The 14605-nt window shown below is 67.7% G+C and carries 14 protein-coding genes and 1 tRNA gene; 10 read left to right on the top strand and 5 right to left on the bottom strand.

The window, feature by feature from the left end; genetic code table 11:
* Position 1 precedes the first annotated feature (1 nt).
* The 6 genes from ACFTWF_RS17375 to ACFTWF_RS17350 all read left to right on the top strand — a co-directional run bounded on the left by ACFTWF_RS17375 (position 2) and on the right by ACFTWF_RS17350 (position 6090).
* A complete protein-coding gene (locus ACFTWF_RS17375; RefSeq protein WP_378462435.1) occupies positions 2-493 on the top strand; it encodes a pyridoxamine 5'-phosphate oxidase family protein in 492 nt (163 codons plus the stop codon).
* A gap of 130 nt (positions 494-623) precedes the next feature.
* Positions 624-2126 carry a CoA-acylating methylmalonate-semialdehyde dehydrogenase gene (locus tag ACFTWF_RS17370; RefSeq protein WP_378462434.1) on the top strand — a complete coding sequence of 501 codons (1503 nt, stop codon included), beginning with the start codon at positions 624-626 and terminating at the stop codon, positions 2124-2126.
* 11 nt (positions 2127-2137) lie between these two features.
* A complete protein-coding gene (locus tag ACFTWF_RS17365; protein WP_378462433.1) occupies positions 2138-3292 on the top strand; it encodes an isobutyryl-CoA dehydrogenase in 1155 nt (384 codons plus the stop codon).
* Positions 3289-4389 carry an enoyl-CoA hydratase/isomerase family protein gene (locus ACFTWF_RS17360; RefSeq protein WP_378462432.1) on the top strand — a complete coding sequence of 367 codons (1101 nt, stop codon included), beginning with the start codon at positions 3289-3291 and terminating at the stop codon, positions 4387-4389. The genes ACFTWF_RS17365 and ACFTWF_RS17360 overlap by 4 nt, the downstream gene beginning before the upstream one ends.
* A gap of 31 nt (positions 4390-4420) precedes the next feature.
* Positions 4421-5317: a 3-hydroxyisobutyrate dehydrogenase gene (mmsB, locus tag ACFTWF_RS17355; RefSeq protein ID WP_185724796.1), complete on the top strand. Its 897-nt coding sequence runs from the start codon at positions 4421-4423 to the stop codon at positions 5315-5317.
* Positions 5314-6090, top strand: coding sequence for an enoyl-CoA hydratase (locus ACFTWF_RS17350; protein WP_378462431.1), 777 nt, complete (start codon positions 5314-5316; stop codon positions 6088-6090). The genes mmsB and ACFTWF_RS17350 overlap by 4 nt, the downstream gene beginning before the upstream one ends.
* A gap of 12 nt (positions 6091-6102) precedes the next feature.
* Here the strand turns inward: ACFTWF_RS17350 and ACFTWF_RS17345 are convergent, their stop codons facing one another.
* Together ACFTWF_RS17345 and ACFTWF_RS17340 are read right to left on the bottom strand one after the other, a co-directional pair.
* Positions 6103-6636 (bottom strand): MarR family winged helix-turn-helix transcriptional regulator, encoded by a 534-nt coding sequence (locus ACFTWF_RS17345; protein ID WP_378462430.1) that lies wholly within the window; start codon positions 6634-6636, stop codon positions 6103-6105.
* 54 nt (positions 6637-6690) lie between these two features.
* A complete protein-coding gene (locus ACFTWF_RS17340) occupies positions 6691-7941 on the bottom strand; it encodes a multidrug effflux MFS transporter (RefSeq protein ID WP_378462429.1) in 1251 nt (416 codons plus the stop codon).
* Positions 7942-8033: 92 nt separating this feature from the next.
* Here ACFTWF_RS17340 and ACFTWF_RS17335 point away from each other — a divergent pair.
* Positions 8034-8105: transfer RNA gene (locus tag ACFTWF_RS17335), tRNA-Cys, on the top strand.
* 63 nt (positions 8106-8168) lie between these two features.
* Here the strand turns inward: ACFTWF_RS17335 and ACFTWF_RS17330 are convergent.
* Together ACFTWF_RS17330 and ACFTWF_RS17325 are read right to left on the bottom strand one after the other, a co-directional pair.
* Positions 8169-10154 (bottom strand): glycosyltransferase family 39 protein, encoded by a 1986-nt coding sequence (locus ACFTWF_RS17330; protein WP_378462428.1) that lies wholly within the window; start codon positions 10152-10154, stop codon positions 8169-8171.
* Between the two features lie 105 nt (positions 10155-10259).
* Positions 10260-10868, bottom strand: a complete 609-nt coding sequence (locus tag ACFTWF_RS17325; protein ID WP_378462427.1) for a TetR/AcrR family transcriptional regulator — start codon at positions 10866-10868, stop codon at positions 10260-10262.
* A gap of 99 nt (positions 10869-10967) precedes the next feature.
* On the opposite strand from ACFTWF_RS17325, the gene ACFTWF_RS17320 reads away from it, so the two are divergent.
* The 3 genes from ACFTWF_RS17320 to ACFTWF_RS17310 all read left to right on the top strand — a co-directional run bounded on the left by ACFTWF_RS17320 (position 10968) and on the right by ACFTWF_RS17310 (position 14012).
* Complete coding sequence (locus ACFTWF_RS17320) at positions 10968-12755, top strand: amidohydrolase family protein (protein ID WP_378462426.1); 1788 nt, start codon at positions 10968-10970, stop codon at positions 12753-12755.
* Positions 12752-13600, top strand: coding sequence for an alpha/beta fold hydrolase (locus ACFTWF_RS17315; RefSeq protein WP_378462425.1), 849 nt, complete (start codon positions 12752-12754; stop codon positions 13598-13600). Before ACFTWF_RS17320 ends, ACFTWF_RS17315 begins: the two co-directional genes overlap by 4 nt.
* Positions 13601-13664: 64 nt before the next feature.
* A complete protein-coding gene (locus ACFTWF_RS17310) occupies positions 13665-14012 on the top strand; it encodes a helix-turn-helix domain-containing protein (RefSeq protein WP_378462424.1) in 348 nt (115 codons plus the stop codon).
* Positions 14013-14020: 8 nt separating this feature from the next.
* Here the strand turns inward: ACFTWF_RS17310 and ACFTWF_RS17305 are convergent, their stop codons facing one another.
* A complete protein-coding gene (locus ACFTWF_RS17305) occupies positions 14021-14605 on the bottom strand; it encodes an ATP-dependent Clp protease proteolytic subunit (RefSeq protein WP_378462423.1) in 585 nt (194 codons plus the stop codon).

Genomic DNA, 14605 nt, shown 5'->3' with positions numbered 1-14605 from the left:
CATGGTCGGCTGGAATGAGTTCGCCGAAGCTGCACCGCGGATTGCCGCTATCTTCTCGCGCAGGCATGCGGCGACCGGAAACCTGTGCATGCTCGGCACGCTCCGCTCCGACGGTTTTCCGCGGATCAGTCCGGTCGAGCCGAGATTCTTCGAAAACCAGCTGTGGATCGCCGGAATGCCGAACACCACGAAGTTCCGGGACCTGGCACGCGATCCGCGATTCTGCCTGCACACGGCGACCGTCGACACCGAGGTGAAGGAGGGCGACGCGAAACTGTGGGGAGTCGTCGACGATGTCCAGGACAAGGCCCTGCATCAGCGCTTCGCGCAGGCACTGTTCGACGAGACCGGGTTCGATATCCGCGGCCAGGAATTCGATCACTGCTACCGAGCCGACCTGACCGGCGGCTCGGCTGTCGAGGTCGGCGACGGCCACATGGACATCACCATCTGGAAACCGGGGGAGCCCGAGCGCGTCGTACGAAAACACTGACTGCTCACTCGGACCACGGTGTACCGAGCGTCGGACTTTCCTCCACCCTGGACATACATGGACATCCAACTATAGGATGAGCTACATATTCGGAACTCCCTCATCATCGAGTAAGGAACGGGTTCGCACAATGGTTCAAGAGCTATCCCACTTCGTCGGCGGCAAGCGCGTCCCCGGTGCCTCCAACAAGTTCGGCGACGTCTACGACCCCAACACCGGTGAGGTTCAATCGCGCGTGCCGCTCGCCGACAAGGCCGAGACCGAGGCGATCATCGCGAACGCGGTGGAGGCTCAGCGGGAATGGGCGCTGTTCAACCCGCAGAAGCGCGCTCGCGTCCTGATGAAGTTCCTCCAGCTCGTGCAGGAGGAAATGGATTCGCTGGCGCGGCTGCTGTCGTCGGAGCACGGCAAGACGATCCCCGATGCGAAGGGCGACATCCAGCGCGGCCTCGAGGTCATCGAATTCGCCCTCGGTGCGCCCCACCTGCTCAAGGGTGAGTACACGGAATCCGCCGGTACCGGCATCGACGTCTACTCGATGCGGCAGCCGCTCGGTGTCGTCGCCGGCATCACGCCCTTCAACTTCCCGGCCATGATTCCGCTGTGGAAGGCCGGCCCCGCGCTGGCCGCCGGTAACGCGTTCATCCTGAAGCCGTCCGAGCGCGACCCGTCGGTGCCGCTGCGTCTGGCCGAGTTGTTCCTCGAGGCCGGTCTGCCCGCGGGTGTGTTCAACGTGGTCAACGGCGACAAGGAAGTGGTGGACGTCCTGCTCACCGACGACCGCGTCAAGGCTGTCGGGTTCGTCGGGTCCACACCGATCGCGCAGTACATCTACGAGACCGCCGCGGCCCACGGCAAGCGCGCGCAGTGCTTCGGCGGCGCGAAGAACCACGCGATCGTCATGCCCGACGCCGACCTCGACGAGGTCGCGGACGCACTCATCGGCGCAGGGTACGGCTCCGCGGGCGAACGCTGCATGGCGATCTCGGTGGCCGTCCCGGTGGGCGAGGAGACCGCGGACGCCCTCGTCGCGAAGCTGACCGAACGGGTCGGCAAGCTGAAGATCGGGCGCAGCGACGACGAAGGCGCCGATTTCGGCCCGCTGGTCGGTAAGGACGCCCTCGAGCGCGTGAACAACTACATCCAGATCGGCCTCGACGAGGGCGCCGAGGCAGTGGTCGACGGCCGCGGATTCACCCTCGAAGGCCACGAGGGCGGCTTCTTCACCGGTGCGACCCTGTTCGACAAGGTCACCACCGATATGCGCATCTACAAGGAGGAAATCTTCGGACCGGTCCTGCTCGTCGCCCGCGCCGCGGACTACGAGGAGGCGCTGCGGCTGCCCACCGAGCACGAGTACGGCAACGGCGTCGCGATCTTCACCCGCGACGGCGACACCGCCCGCGACTTCACCAACCGCGTCAACGTCGGCATGGTCGGCGTCAACGTCCCGATCCCGGTGCCGATCGCGTACCACACGTTCGGCGGCTGGAAGCGCTCCGGATTCGGTGACCTCAACCAGCACGGTCCCGACTCCTTCCGCTTCTACACCAAGACGAAGACCGTGACGCAGCGCTGGCCCTCCGGCAAGAAGGAAGAGACCAACCACTTCGTCATCCCCACGATGAACTGATCGGGACCCGTATGTTCACGTTGTCCGATGACGAGCGGGCGATTCGCGATACTGCCCGTGATTTCGCGGTCGAGCATCTCGCGCCGCATGCGGTGGAGTGGGATCAGAAGAAGCATTTCCCGGTGGATGTGTTGCGGAAGGCGGCGTCGCTGGGGATGGGTGGGATCTACATCCGGGAGGATGTGGGTGGGTCGGAGCTGACCCGGGTCGATGCGGCCCGCATCTTCGAGCAGTTGGCGACGGGGTGCCCGTCGATCGCGGCGTACATTTCCATCCACAACATGGTGACGTGGATGATCGACCGGTTCGGCACCGACGAGCAACGGCATGCCTGGGTGCCGGGGTTGTGTGCGATGGATCAGCTGGGCAGTTACTGCCTGACCGAACCGGGGGCGGGGTCGGATGCGGCGGCGCTGAGCACGAAGGCGGTCCGCGACGGCGATCACTTCGTGCTGACCGGGGTCAAGCAGTTCATCTCCGGGGCCGGCACCTCGGATGTGTATGTGGTGATGGCCCGCACCGGCGAGGGTGGTCCGCGGGGGATCTCGGCGTTCATCGTGCCGAAGGACTCGGCGGGGCTCTCGTTCGGGCCGAACGAGGTGAAGATGGGCTGGAACGCCCAACCGACTAGGCAGGTGATCTTCGACGGTGTCCGGGTGCCGGCGGCGAACCTGCTCGGCACCGAGGGTGGCGGGTTCCGGATCGCGATGGCCGGCCTGAACGGGGGCCGGCTGAACATCGCGGCGTGCTCGGTCGGCGGCGGGCAGGCGGCGCTGGACAAGGCGGTCGGGTATCTGGCGGACCGGAAGGCGTTCGGGGCGCCGCTGCTCGAGTCGCAGGCGTTGCAGTTCCAGCTGGCGGACATGCGCACCGAGCTCGAGGCCGCGCGGACGTTGTTGTGGCGGGCGGCGGCGGCGCTGGAGGAGGGCGCCCCGGATGTGGTGGAGTTGTGTGCGATGGCGAAGCGGTTCGCCACCGACACCGGGTTCGAGGTCGCGAACCGGGCGCTGCAGCTGCACGGCGGGTACGGCTATCTTGCCGAGTACGGAATCGAGAAGATCGTCCGGGACCTGCGGGTGCACCAGATCCTCGAAGGCAGCAACGAGATCATGCGGGTGGTCATCGCCCGCAGCGTCGTCGCCGGACATGGAAAGGGAGCGGCATGACCGACACCACCACCACCACCACCGACACCACCACCACCACCACCGCGCAGCCGGAGGTGCTGATCGAACGCCACGGCGGGCTGGGCCGGATCGTGTTGAACCGGCCGAGGGCGATCAACGCCCTCAACCATGCGATGGTCCGGCAGATCGCGGCGGCGCTGGATCGGTGGGCCGGCGATGACGGGGTGCGGGCGGTGCTGATCACCGGCGCCGGGGACCGCGGGTTGTGCGCGGGCGGGGACATCGTGTCGATCTACCACGACGCGAGGGAGGGCGGCACCGGGTCGCGGGAGTTCTGGCGGGACGAGTACGTCCTCAACGCGGTGATCGCGAACTATCCGAAACCGTATGTGGCGATCATGGACGGCATCGTGATGGGCGGCGGGGTCGGGGTGTCGGCGCACGGCAGCGTCCGGGTCGTCACCGAGCGGTCGATGATCGGGATGCCGGAGACCGGGATCGGGTTCGTCCCCGACGTCGGCGGCACCTTCCTGCTGGCCCGCACCCCCGGTGAGCTGGGCACCCATATCGCGTTGACGACGGCGCGGCTGAGCGCCGGGGACGCGATCGCGTGCGGGTTCGCCGACCACTTCATGCCCTCCGGGAAGATCGACCAGTTCATCGCAGCCCTAGAGACCATGTCGGTGGACGAGGCGCTGACCGCGCACGCCGAACCGGCACCGGCGTCGGAGTTGCTGGGCCAGCAGGGCTGGATCGACGCCGCCTACTCCGCCGACACGGTTGCGGAGATCGTCGCCCGGCTCGAGGACAGTGGGGTGCCGGAGGCGGTGAAGGCGGCCGGGCAGGTGCGGTCGAAGTCGCCGACCGCGTGCGCGGTGACCCTGACGTCGTTGCGGCGGGCCCGTGCCGCGGGCAGCCTCGAGGAGGTCCTCAACGACGAGTTCCGGGTGTCGGTGGCCTGCCTGAACTCCCCCGACCTGGTCGAGGGTATCCGGGCGCAGGTCGTCGACAAGGACCGCAACCCGCAGTGGTCACCCCCGTCGATCGACGACGTCCACGACGACGACGTCGCACGGTTCTTCACACCCCTCGGAGATCTCGAACTCGGCCTGACGGCTCCGCAGCCGCAGCACTGACCAACAGCACACGCGTCCAGGAGGGACTGCTATGAGCACTACCGTCGGATTTCTGGGACTCGGTCACATGGGTGGTCCCATGGCGGCCAATCTCGTCAAGGCGGGGCACACGGTGGTCGGCTTCGACCTCGCGCCCGCCGCGCTCGAGCAGGCGGTGAAAGACGGTGTCACCGTCGCTGATTCGGCCGTCGAGGCCGTACGCGAGGTGGAGGTCGTCATCACGATGCTGCCGAGCGGCAAGCATGTTCTCGGGCTCTATGCGGAGATCCTGCCGGCCGCGAAGCCGGGCACTCTGTTCATCGATTCGTCGACCATCGACGTCGCGGATGCCCGCGCGGCGCACGACGAGGCCGTCAAGGCGGGTCACCGTTCGGTGGACGCACCCGTTTCCGGTGGCGTCGTGGGCGCCACCGCGGGAACGTTGGCGTTCATGGTCGGTGGCACGGCGGAGGACTTCGAGTCCGCGAAGCCGCTGCTCGACGTGATGGGCAAGAAGGTCGTCCACTGCGGCGACCCGGGCAACGGGCAGGCCGCGAAGATCTGCAACAACATGATTCTCGGCGTGTCGATGATCGCGGTCAGCGAGGCGTTCGTCCTCGGCGAGAAGTTGGGGCTGAGCAACCAGGCGCTGTTCGACGTCGCATCCAACGCGTCGGGTCAGTGCTGGGCGCTCACCACCAACTGTCCTGTGCCCGGACCGGTTCCGACGAGCCCCGCCAACAACGACTACCAGCCGGGCTTCGCGGCGGCGTTGATGGACAAGGATCTCGGTCTCGCCGCGAATGCGCTGAAGACCAACGGCGTCGAGGCGGAACTCGGACTGCGCGCGGCCGAGCTGTACAGCAGGTTCCATGCCGCCGGTGGTGGTGGCCAGGACTTCTCGGCCATCATCAACGACATCCGTGAGCGTTCCGGAGGAGACAAGTGACCGACTTCGAGACCATTCTGCTCGACCGCAAGGGGCGGGTCGGGATCATCACGCTCAACCGCCCGAAGGCCCTCAACGCATTGAACTCCCAGCTGATGCGCGAGGTCGTATCGGCGGTGGACGAGTTGGAGAACGATTCTGAGATCGGCGCCATCCTGATCACCGGTTCCGACCGGGCATTCGCGGCTGGCGCCGACATCAAGGAGATGCAACCCAAGTCGTACATGGACGTGTACCTGGACGACTTCTTCTCGGCGTGGGACCGCCTCGCCGCGGCGCGTAAGCCGACCATCGCCGCGGTCGCCGGGTACGCCCTCGGCGGCGGATGCGAACTGGCGATGCTCTGCGACATCCTGATCGCCGCCGACACCGCCAAGTTCGGTCAGCCGGAGATCAAGCTCGGTGTCATCCCCGGTATCGGTGGGTCGCAGCGGCTGACCCGCGCCGTCGGCAAGGCGAAGGCCATGGAATTGTGCCTGACCGGCCGGAACATGGACGCCGAGGAAGCCGAACGCGCCGGACTGGTGTCGCGGATCGTACCCGCCGCCGACTTGCTCGACGACGCGCTACAGACGGCCACCACCATCGCCGAGATGTCTCTTCCGGTCGCGATGATGGCGAAGGAAGCGGTGAACCGCTCCTTCGAGACCACGCTCACCGAGGGCGTCCGGTTCGAGCGGCGGGTGTTCCATTCGACGTTCGCCACCGAGGACCAGAAGGAGGGGATGGCGGCGTTCGTCGAGAAGCGCGCGCCGGTGTTCAGGCACCGCTAGAGCGCGTGTTTCTCACCACTTGGTGGGCGCGTCCCCGGTGTCGAAATCGCCCGCCTCGCGGCGCAGTTCGGCGAGGATGGTGACGAGCTGCTCCAGCTTGTCACCCGACACTCCGGGGCGCGAGAACACCTGGGCGTTGAGCCGTTCGGTGGACTCGACGGCCAGTTTCCTTCCCGCTTCGGTGATTTCGATCAGGGTGGCACGACGGTCGCTCGGATGCGGAACGCGCCGGACGAGGTTCGCGGTCTCGAGCCGATCCACGGCGTTGGTGACGCTGGTGGGGTGAACCTGCAGGCGGGCGCTGGCCTTCGCCATCGGGAGGGCGCCCGTCCGGGTGAACGTCAGCAGGGTCAGCAATTCGTACCGGGCGAACGTGAGTCCCGACGGCTTGAGCACCTCTTCCACTCGCGCGATCATGATCTGATGGGCGCGCATCACCGACGTCACCGCGGCCATGCCGTCGGCGACGTCACCCCAGCCGTGCTTGGTCCACTGCCGGTGGGCCTCTTCGATGGGGTCGAGATGAAGTGGTGACGGTGGTGGCATGCGTCGATCATCCCATGTCGGGTGTTGCGCCGCGAAAGTCCGGCCAGCGTGTCCCTATCGCGCTTCGGCACGCGCGGCGGCCGCCAGCGCCACCAACCCGAATCCCACGCACGCCGTCATCGTCACCGCGAGGGCGACGCCGGTGTTGCCGAGCACGCCCACGAGGGGAGCGATCAGGGCGCCGACACCGAATTGCAGGGCGCCGAGCAGCGCGGCTGCGGTGCCGGCGGCCTCCCCGTGCCTGCCGAGTGCCAGTGCGGGGGCGTTGGGCAGGACGAAGCCGACACCACCGAGAAGGAACCACAGCGGAACGACGAACCCGGCGAGCCCGCCGAACTCGAAATGCGCTGTGGTGATCAGCGCGAGCCCGGCCACCGTGGCGAATCCGAGGGCCGCCACCGTGATCTGCAGCGGCGACCACCGTGCGAGGGCGCGCACATTGAGCTGTGATGCGCCGATCAGGGCGATCGCGCCGGAGCTGAACAGCAGCGCGAACTGCTGCTCGTCGAGGCCGTACTGGTCCTGGAACACGAACGACGCGCCGGAGACGTACGAGAACAACGATCCCATCGCCACGCTCGACACCAGGGCGAGCACCATGAACGCTCGGTCGCCGAGCAGACCGGTGTAGGTGGCCAGTACCGCACGCAAGTTGCTCCTGCGACGCCGCTCCGCGGGCAGCGTCTCCGTCAGACCCCACACCCCGATCAACGCCGTCAGCGTGCCGATGACGGCGAGGACGACGAAGATCCCACGCCAGTCGACGGCGATGAGGAGCGCGCCACCGATGCTCGGCGCGAGCACGGGGGCGACGCCGAGCACGAGCATCAGCCGGGACATCACGACGGCCACGGTGTTCCCGGAGAACAGGTCGCGGACCACGGCGAGTGCGACCACTGCGGCGGCGGCGGCCCCGATGCCCTGGAACACCCGGAGCACGCCCAGTACGGCCACGGTCGGGGCGAACACCGCGAGCACGGATGCCACGACGTGGACACCGATACCGGCGATGAGGGGGCGCCTCCGTCCGAGGCTGTCCGACAGCGGTCCGACGATCAACTGCCCGAGCGCGAGGCCGAGCAGGGTGCCGGTGATGGTCAGCTGCACCGCGGACGACGACGCGCCGAGGTCGGTTCCGATGTCCGGAAGTGCCGGAAGATACATGTCGATGGTGAAGGGGCCGAGGGCCACCATCGCGCCGAGTACCAGGATCACCCGAAGGCTGGGACGAGTAGTTGTCCGGTCGGGGGTCACTACGGCGCGTTCGTCGGTGTCGGTCATGAAGCAACACAGCAACGAGGGCACGTGGTTTGTTCCCGCTCCGGCGGGTCGCCTCAGAATCACCGTGAGCACAACTCTCGCGCCGTCGGCCCCCGCCGGGCACAGTAGTCATCGATGCGGGTGTGACTGAGTGGTTGAGGTACCGGCCTGCAAAGCCGTTCACACGGGTTCGAATCCCGTCACTCGCTCGACGAGAACCGGCAGGTGATGCACCTGCCGGTTCTCTGCGTGTGTCCACCGTGTCGGTGGAACTATCCGGTGTAGCCGGTCAGGTCGTACACGGTGGTCCCGCCCACCGTGACGGCCGTGAAGTGGGCGGCCACCCAGTCCTGGATCGCCCCGGACGTGCCGTCGCCGCCGCGACCGCCTCCGCCGCCACCTCCCGGGATGTAGTAGTGCACCTGGCCGTTCTCGACGTACGAGATGAACTGGTCGAGGGTCGGGGCGGGGTCGGAACTCCATCCACCGATGGCCATCACTGCGGTGTCGGTGGCCAGTTCGTAGGTGGCCGCGCTCTGCGAACCGTTCGTCGCGGCAGACCACGTGGTGCCTGCTTCGGCGAGCAACGTGGTGAGTTCGGAATTCGTCCCACCCTCGCTGCCGCCCATCCCGCCGCCAGGTGCCTGACCGGCGCCGGGTGCCTGATCGCCGGGCGCCTCGCCGCCGGGTGCCTGACCGTCCGGACCGCCCCGCATGCCGCCGGCGCCTCCCATGCCGGAATCGGTCACCGCCCCGGACGGTCCGGCGGAGGGGATCGACCCGTTGTGAGCCGTGGCTGCAGTGGCGATGGCATAGGACGCGGAGCCCCCGATCCCGGCAAGTGCGCCCAGCAGCAGTCCGGTCACGGCAAGCTTCCGGAAGCGGTCCTCCCCACCGAGCACGATCAGGGCCGCGCCGAGTACGCTCCCGGCGAGCAGGACCCACTTCAGGTCGGGCATCCACTCGGTGTTGCGGTGCAACAGCACCCAGCTCCACGCTCCTGCGGCCACCATCACGAGCGCGAGTCCGGACCGCCCGAGGACGCTGCTGCGCTGCTGCCACAGCGCGTACCCACCGGTGCCGATCATTCCGGCGATCGCGGGGGCGAGCGCCACCGTGTAATACGGGTGAATGGTGCCGGACATGTAGCTGAAGATCAGGCCGGTGACGAGAAACCATCCGCCCCACACGATCAGCGATGCACGCACGCCGTCCGTGCGGGGCGCGCGTCCGCGGGCGAGCAGTCCGAAGACCAGGGCGACAAGCGCCGCCGGGATCAGCCAGGAGATCTCGATGCTCATCTCGCTGCCGAACAGGCGATCCAGCCCGGTACTCCCACCGAAGCTCGATCCGGCACTGCCGCCGGTCATTCCTCCGCCGCCCCCACCGGTGTTCCCGAAGATCCGGCCGAGTCCGTTATAGCCGAGCACCAGATCCATGACGCTGTTGTCGGTCGAGCCACCGATGTAGGGGCGAGAATCCGCGGGCCACAGCCGCACGGCGAGCACCCACCACCCGGCCGCGGCCACGACGGCGGCGACGCCACCGGCCAGGTGCAGCAGGCGAGCCCGCAATCGAGCATGTCCGGCAATCAGATACGCCAGGCCGAACGCGGGCAGCACCATCAGGCCCTGCAGCATCTTGGTGAGAAACGCGAAGCCGAGCGCGATTCCGGTGAGGGCGATCCACATCGCGGCGCGGCGGCCGGTCTCCGTCTCGATCGCCCGGACCACGAAGTATCCGGCGGCGGTCATCAGGAGGACGAGAAGCGCGTCGGGGTTGTCGAAGCGAAACATCAGGGCGGCCGCCGGGGTTGCGGCGAGAACCGCGCCGGCGAGCAGTCCGGCACCCCTGTTCGTGACACGGGTGACGGCTGCGTAGACCAACGCGACCGAGCCGACCCCCATCAGCGCCTGCGGGACGAGCAGACTGGCGCTGGAGAACCCGAAGATCCGTCCCGACAGTCCCATTACCCACAGCGACGCGGGCGGTTTGTCGACCGTGATGAAGTTGGAGGCATCGAGTGAGCCGAAGAACCACGCTTTCCAGCTCTGCGAACCGGCTTGTGCCGCAGCAGCATAGAAACTGTTGGCGTAGCTGTTGGCGGTGAGATCCCACAGGTACAGCGTCGCGGTGGCGGCGAGGAGTGCGGCGAGAGCGAGTGCGGAACCGCGTCGGCGGATCCACGAATCCGTCTCGGCGCGGTGGCCGTGCGGTCCTGTTCGCCGTGGCGGCGCCGGAGTGAGGACGGAAGTCATCAGGTGGTCCCTTCGCGAGTTGCTGTCCTGACCACGTTCTCGCGCGGGGGCGTCACCGGGCTGGGAGGCGGCTGGAAGGTTCCTGTGAACCCGGCCCCCTCCAGTTCAGCGTGTCGTCTCGAGTGCCCCGACGTCGACACCCGCGGCGGGAAGGAGATGGTAGAAGGCGCGTTCGCAGAGGTCGATCATCTCGGTGCGGTCCATGGTCGGCTCGTCGAGCCACGACAGCACGATCTCCTCCATGAATGCCTGCCAGCCCGAGATCGCGGCCTCGAGTGCGGGTGTCGCCGGAACGCCGAACTCGGCCAGTGACGTGCCGATCCAGTGGGTGAACGTTCGTCGCATGCCGCGGTAGATCTGCCGCATCCTCTCGTCACCGCTACCGGCCATCCGCATGACCGCCAGGTAGATGGTGGGGTGCTCGATCACCGCGTCCGCGAATGTCTCGACGCCGGCCCGGAGTTGTCCGGGCAGCGGGAGTGCGGCGTCGGGCGTCATTCGGCGCTCGAGTTCCGAGGCCGAGGCCTCGAGTACCGCGGTGCGAAAACCCTGCTTGTTCTTGAAGTAGTGGAACAGCAGTGGCGACGAGACGCCTGCCTCGGCGGCCACCTGGTCCATCGACAGGTCGTCGAACGGCACGGTCTGCAGGAGCCGGACGGCCACGTCGAGGATCTGCGCGCGCCGATCTTCGGGAGAGCGGGGTGCGGCGGCCACCCCTGCACTCTAGGGAGGAACCTTCGAGCCGTCCATTGACTTCTACTCAACGGAAAACGTAACCTCGGGTAACACGTACCGAGTGTGAGGAGTGCAACAATGTCGGATTTCGATGTGGTCGTCAGCGGTGGGCTGTGGTTCGACGGAACCGGATCCGCGCCGCAGCGCCGCAATCTCGGTATCCGCGACGGGGTCGTCGTCACGACATCGAGTAGTCCGCTGCCCGCCGGGCCGGACACCGAGATCATCGACGCCGCGGGCAAATGGGTGCTCCCCGGTTTCGTGGACGTCCACACCCACTACGACGCCGAAGTGCTCGTCAGCCCCGGTCTGCCCGAGTCGGTGCGACACGGCGTGACCACCGTGGTTCTCGGAAACTGCTCCCTGTCCACCGTCTACTCGACACCCCGCGAGTGCGCCGACCTGTTCAGCCGGGTCGAGGCCGTGCCGCACGACTCCGTGCTCCGGATCCTGGAGGAGAACAAGACCTGGCAGAGCCCGGCGGAGTACGTCGAGGCACTCGAGTCGTTGCCGCTCGGTCCCAACGTCGCCGGCTTCCTCGGACACTCCGACATCCGCACCCACGTGCTCGGCCTCGGCCGCGGCACCGACAGGCGGACGAAGCCGAGCACACGTGAGCTCGAGCGGATGGGCGAGATGCTCACCGAGGCCGTCGACGCCGGTTTCCTCGGTCTCTCCTCGATGACCAACGCGCTCGACAAGATCGACGGCGACGAATACCGTTCGCGCTCCCTGCCGTCCACGTATGCGCGGTGGAAGGAGTTCCGCTTCCTCAACCGCATCCTGCGCGAGCGCGGCAGAATCCTGCAGAGCGCGCCGACGATCAACCTGCATCCCAACATCGCGGGATTCTTCGCGGAGAGTTCGGGTTTGGGGCGGCGCAAACCCCTCAAGACGTCGCTGCTGTCGGCTGCGGACTCGAAGGCGTACCCGGCGATCGTGTACTTCATGCTCGCCGCGGCGCCGCTGCTGAACCGGTTCGCGAAGACCGATTTCAAGTGGCAGCACCTGCCGGTGCCGTTCACCGTCTACGCGGACGGTATCGACCTCGTGGTGTTCGAGGAGTTCGGTGCCGGCGCCGCCGCCCTGCATCTCGAGGATCAGGTGGAGCGAAACGCGTTGTTGCAGGACGAGTCCTACCGACGCCGGTTCCGCAAGGACTATGACAACAAGTTCAGCCCCCGCATCTGGCACCGCAACTTCTACGACGCCGTGATCGTCGGGTGCCCCGACGAGACGCTGATCGGCAGGACGTTCGGCGCCGTCGGCGATCTGCGGGGTGTGCACCCGGTCGACGCGTACCTCGATCTCGTCGTGCAGTACGGCACGGACCTGCGGTGGCGGACCACCATCGCGAATCATCGCCCCAAGTTCGCGAAGAAGCTCGCCGCCAGCTCCGGGGTGCAGATGGGTTTCGGCGACGCCGGTGCGCACCTGCGGAACATGGCGTTCTACAACTATCCGATCCGGCTGCTGAAGAAGGTCAAGGATGCGCAGTTCGACCGCAAGCCGTTCCTCACCGTCGAGCGGGCCGTCCACCGGCTGACGGGCGAGCTGGCCGACTGGTACGGCATCGACGCCGGGCACCTGCGTGAAGGCGACCGCGCCGACCTCGTCGTCGTCGATCCGGCGGGTCTCGACGCCACCGTGGACGGATTGTTCGAGGCCGAGGTCCCCGAGTACGGCGGCCTGCGCCGGATGGTGAACCGCAGCGACGGAGCCGCGGTCGCGACGGTGATCAACGGCCGGCTCGTCTACCGGGACGGCGAATTCACCGGCGGTTTCGGTGCCGGCAGGACCGGGCGGTTCCTCCGCGCGGGGGCCGCCGTCGCGGACCGCAGCGACTCCGTGACCGCGGCCCGATGAGTAGGACCGAACGGATCGGCACGTTCAGCCGTGCCGGGCTGGTGTTCGACGTCCGCGACGAGGGCCCGATCGACGGGGTGCCGGTGGTGCTGCTGCACGGCTTTCCGCAGGACTCGCGGTCGTGGGACGCGCTGGCGCCACTGCTGCACCGGCGGGGCTTCCGCACCCTCGCGCTGGACCAGCGCGGGTGTTCGCCCGGCGCCCGGCCCCGCGCCCGCTGGGCGTACCGCAGCTCGGAACTGGTGGCGGACGTCGTGGCACTCATCGATCAGGCCGGCCTCGGTCCGGCGCATGTCGTCGGACACGACTGGGGAGCGGCGGTGGCGTGGGGGATCGCGGCGGAACGACCCGACCGGGTCCGCACGCTCACCGCGCTGTCGGTGCCGCACCCGGCGGCGTTCGTGCGGGCGATGCTCACCAGCCGGCAGATCCTGAAGTCGTGGTACATGTTCGTGTTCCAGCTGCCGTGGCTTCCGGAGCGGGTGATCACCCCGGACGGGTACGGCTACCGGGCGCTGCTCGCCAGCGGGCAGACCGCGGACCGGGCGAGGCGTGACCTCGAGCCCATGCGCGACCGGACACGCGCCCGGGGCGCCCTGAACTGGTATCGGGCAATGCCTTTCACCGCGCCCCGATCTGCCTCCCGAAAGGTGAAGGTGCCGACGCTCTTCGTGTGGAGCGACGGCGACACGGCGATCGGACCCGTTGGGCCGGAATTGACGTCGCGATTCGTCGACGCCCCGTACGCCTACGAGATTCTCCGCGGAGTGAGTCACTGGATCCCGGACGAGGCCGCCGCGCGCGTCGACGCCCTACTGGGCGAGCACCTGCTCGATCGGCCGTGACGCCGTTGTCCGCTGTCGGCGAACTGTGCGGTGCCGGCTCCGTGGTTCTGGAATACTCCGGAGTATGGACGCGCAGCGCAGACTGACGCTGGTGGCAGCGGCTCCCGAGGACTCGGGGGAGGAGCCGCTGGTGCGTGAGCTCTACGGACGGGTGCTCCGCGACGCGCGCCTCGACCAGGACCGCAGCCTCGAAGACGTCGCCGGCGCCGTCGGAATGTCGAAGCAGTACCTCTCCGAGATCGAGCGCGGCAAGAAGGAGCCGTCCTCGGAGATGCTCCGCGCGGTGTGCGGTGCACTCGGTATGTCGGTGGAACATTTGCTGTTCCGGTCCGGACGCCGGCTCGGTGCAGCGCATCGCACGTCGGTGACCCGGACCGTGAACCGGCAGGTGCCCACCCTGCTCGCCGCCTGACGTCGCGGTCAGTCCACGACGAGCGTGTCGGCGAGGCCGTAGTCGATGGCCTCCTGGGCGGTGAAGATGCGGTCCCGGTCGGTGTCCCGGCGCAGACGTTCGACGGTCTGCCCGGTGTGTTTGCTCAGGATCGCCTCGGTCTGCGAACGGATCCGCATGATCTCCGCCGCCTGCAGCGCCAGGTCGGAAATCGTGCCGTTGCCCTGAGTAGACGGCTGGTGCAGCAGAACTCGGGAATGCGCCAACACGTGGCGGTGTCCTTTCGTTCCCGCGGACAGGAGGACGGCGGCGGCGGAAGCGGCCTGACCCATGCAGTACGTGGCGATGGTCGGTCGGAGGAACTGCATCGTGTCGTAGATGGCGAGCATCGCGGTGGTGGAACCGCCGGGGGAGTTGATGTACAGCCCGATCTCCTGGTCGGAGCTGTCCGCCTGCAGGTGGAGCAACTGCGCCATCACGACATTGGCGACTCCGTCGTCGATCTCCGTGCCGAGGAACACGATCCGCTCGTTCAGTAGGCGACTGAAGATGTCGAACGACCGCTCGCCTGCCGGGGTGCGCTCGATGACGTGGGGAATGGTGTACGAAGACAT

Source organism: Rhodococcus sp. NPDC056960 (genome assembly GCF_042674125.1).
Taxonomy (GTDB): domain Bacteria; phylum Actinomycetota; class Actinomycetes; order Mycobacteriales; family Mycobacteriaceae; genus Rhodococcus_F.
The sequence above is the reverse complement of the archived record's forward strand: the minus strand, read 5'-3'. Positions and strand labels throughout refer to the sequence as shown.

Bases quoted from the DNA above. Each gene is read 5' to 3' on its own strand.
- ACFTWF_RS17375 (WP_378462435.1), top strand. From the start codon at position 2: ATGGTCGGCTGGAATGAGTTCGCCGAAGCTGCACCGCGGATTGCCGCT.
- ACFTWF_RS17370 (WP_378462434.1), top strand. From the start codon at position 624: ATGGTTCAAGAGCTATCCCACTTCGTCGGCGGCAAGCGCGTCCCCGGT.
- ACFTWF_RS17365 (WP_378462433.1), top strand. From the start codon at position 2,138: ATGTTCACGTTGTCCGATGACGAGCGGGCGATTCGCGATACTGCCCGT.
- ACFTWF_RS17360 (WP_378462432.1), top strand. From the start codon at position 3,289: ATGACCGACACCACCACCACCACCACCGACACCACCACCACCACCACC.
- mmsB (WP_185724796.1), top strand. From the start codon at position 4,421: ATGAGCACTACCGTCGGATTTCTGGGACTCGGTCACATGGGTGGTCCC.
- ACFTWF_RS17345 (WP_378462430.1), bottom strand. From the start codon at position 6,636: ATGCCACCACCGTCACCACTTCATCTCGACCCCATCGAAGAGGCCCAC.
- ACFTWF_RS17330 (WP_378462428.1), bottom strand. From the start codon at position 10,154: ATGACTTCCGTCCTCACTCCGGCGCCGCCACGGCGAACAGGACCGCAC.
- ACFTWF_RS17320 (WP_378462426.1), top strand. From the start codon at position 10,968: ATGTCGGATTTCGATGTGGTCGTCAGCGGTGGGCTGTGGTTCGACGGA.
- ACFTWF_RS17315 (WP_378462425.1), top strand. From the start codon at position 12,752: ATGAGTAGGACCGAACGGATCGGCACGTTCAGCCGTGCCGGGCTGGTG.
- ACFTWF_RS17310 (WP_378462424.1), top strand. From the start codon at position 13,665: ATGGACGCGCAGCGCAGACTGACGCTGGTGGCAGCGGCTCCCGAGGAC.
- ACFTWF_RS17305 (WP_378462423.1), bottom strand. From the start codon at position 14,605: ATGTCTTCGTACACCATTCCCCACGTCATCGAGCGCACCCCGGCAGGC.